The sequence below is a fragment of the uncultured Nevskia sp. genome (assembly GCF_903885465.1).
Classification (GTDB): domain Bacteria; phylum Pseudomonadota; class Gammaproteobacteria; order Nevskiales; family Nevskiaceae; genus Nevskia.
Genome location: NZ_CAISIQ010000406.1, coordinates 1 through 2,229, shown reverse-complemented (window position 1 = coordinate 2,229; position 2,229 = coordinate 1). Strand labels below are relative to the sequence as shown.

Sequence of the window (2,229 nt, the reverse complement as noted above, 5' to 3'; positions counted from 1 at the left end):
TCTGTTGCCAATGTGCCAGCACTTTTTCACGATCGCTGATCTTTCATGGCTGACGGTAGAACTTGTCGGGGTTGAACAGCGCATCAGGCAGGACTTTGTCGGTCTGCTCGGTGCCCAGTCTGATCTCCGATCGGCTGCCTTCGCGCAGGTCCTGCATCAGCACCCTGCCCGCGCGCCAGCGGCCATCGACCCGGGTCACCGTGGCCTGATCGACGATCAGCGTTTTCCATGGCACGCCGCCGTACAGCTCGGCTTTCACCGGCAGGCACCAGAGATCGTCGATGACCAGATCGGCGCGGTCATAGAGGATGTCCGGATCGGTGGGCGGCACATAGCGCCAGCGTTCACCGCTGCGGCCGCTGACCTTGTCCGGTCCCACAAAGCTGAACTGGCCACCGCTCAGGCCACTGAACAGGAACTTCAGGTCGAAGGCCGACAGGCCGCTGCCGAACAGCGATTGCGCCACCGTGGCGCCGACCACCTTGCGCACTTTCCGCAGGCTCGGCAGGTAGAGATAGAACGCTTCCCGGCCGGATTTGCGCAGGAACAGATAGGACGCGCCGGCGAGATCGGCGGGTGCGACCAGCTTCAGCATTGCCTGCTGATCCGGTGAGCCGCGGCGCCAGTACCAGCGGCCGGACAGACGCTTGATCGCGCCGTTGGCGTCGGTCTGAGTGATCGCGATGTCCTGCGCCAGACTGGTGGCCGCAGCGTTCGCCGCGAGGCAGGCGCGCAGTGCTGCTTCGTCGCGCGCAGCCTTTGTAGGCAAGGCAAGCGCCAGACAACACAGGGCCGCCCACCGCGCGGCACGCGGCCCTGTGAAGCTCATTGCAGCAGCGAGAGTGCTGCGTCGACCACCGGCGCCTTCTTGGCTAGATGCTCCATGATGAACACCTGCATCTCGCCGACGATGAAGCCGAGCGAAGCGCCAACGGCGATCAGGATCCATTCGTCCTGCTCGAAGGCCGGATGCAGCAGGCCCTCGAATTCCTCGACCGACAGCTCGGTCATCTTGGTCGCCAGCGTGTCTTCGATCGCCATCGCATCGGCGGCGTATTCCTCGATGTGCTTCAAGGTGGCCGGCAGGCGCTTCATGATCTCTTCGGCGACCAGGCGCTTCATCGCCTGGTACTTGCTGCTGCCGACGGCGAACACCACGAACGGCTTGGCGATTCCCGACTGCTCGTCGACCACCTTCTGCACCTGCTTCTGCACCATCGTGAACAGCTTGTCGGACAGCGGGCCCTTCAGCACCGCATCGATGATGTTGTGCGGTGTGACGATTTCCTTGGCGATCAGGCGTCCGTACTCGGCGGACACTTCGGCACGGCGCTTCAGGAATAGACCCTGCCATTCGACCAAGCCCATGAAGTACTTGGTCGGATGCTTGGGGTTGAACACCATCTTCAGCGCCAGCCAGTCGGTGAACCAGCCGGTGAACAGGCCGAACAGCGGCATCACCAGCGGGTTCTGCGTCACCGCCCAGGTCACGGCCTGGACGATGCCGATGATGAAGCCGAAGTAGATGCCGGAATTGCGGATGAACTTGAACTCACCGCTGCCGGCTTCGAGGAAGATGCGATTCAGCAGCGGTTTGTCGCGCAGCAGGTTCGACACCACCATGTCCTTCAGATCGAACACCGAATCAATGTTCGATTTGATGTCGATCATGATCGCCCGGACGATGTTCGGCGCTTCGTTCTGGATGCGGCTGATGATCAGCCGCTTGACCGTTTCCGGCGCCGCTTCCCAGAGGCCCGGCGAGTAGACCGCCGCCACTTCGCGAGTGATGTCTTCCACCGCCGCCAGCAGCGGCTTCTCGATTTCCTTGGCAATGCGATCGGGATCGAGCTTGTTGAAGATGTCTTCCGGCCGAATCAGCCGGGAGGTCATGGTGTCGCAGGCAATCGCCGCCATCGTCGCCGCCTTGCGCGGCACGATGCCCTGCCAGCCGAAGAACGGCTTGAAGCCGATGAACTCGATCGGCTGGAACATCATCTTGATCGCAACGATCTTGGTGACATAGCCGATCGTCGCCGCCACGAACGGCATCGACAGATAGAGCCACCAGTTCAACTGCACGTCGGCGACGATTTGTGACCAGCTTTGCATTGCCTTCTCCCCCTTGCGTGCAGCTTTATTGTTTTACGAACTGCTTTTCGAACCTGGCGCTGCGTTGTTGCTTGTGCGGCTCAATCTTCGGTGATCCGGCAGGCTTCCCAAAGGTTG

2 protein-coding genes are annotated in these 2,229 nt (G+C 61.6%); both read right to left on the bottom strand.

Annotated elements, in window-relative coordinates; translation table 11 throughout:
* Positions 1 to 43: 43 nt before the first annotated feature.
* Positions 44 to 769, bottom strand: coding sequence for an outer membrane lipoprotein-sorting protein (locus tag QZY06_RS15925; RefSeq protein WP_295686050.1), 726 nt, complete (start codon positions 767 to 769; stop codon positions 44 to 46).
* 56 nt (positions 770 to 825) lie between these two features.
* Positions 826 to 2,112, bottom strand: coding sequence for a DUF445 domain-containing protein (locus QZY06_RS15920; protein ID WP_295686049.1), 1,287 nt, complete (start codon positions 2,110 to 2,112; stop codon positions 826 to 828).
* Positions 2,113 to 2,229 lie beyond the last annotated feature (117 nt).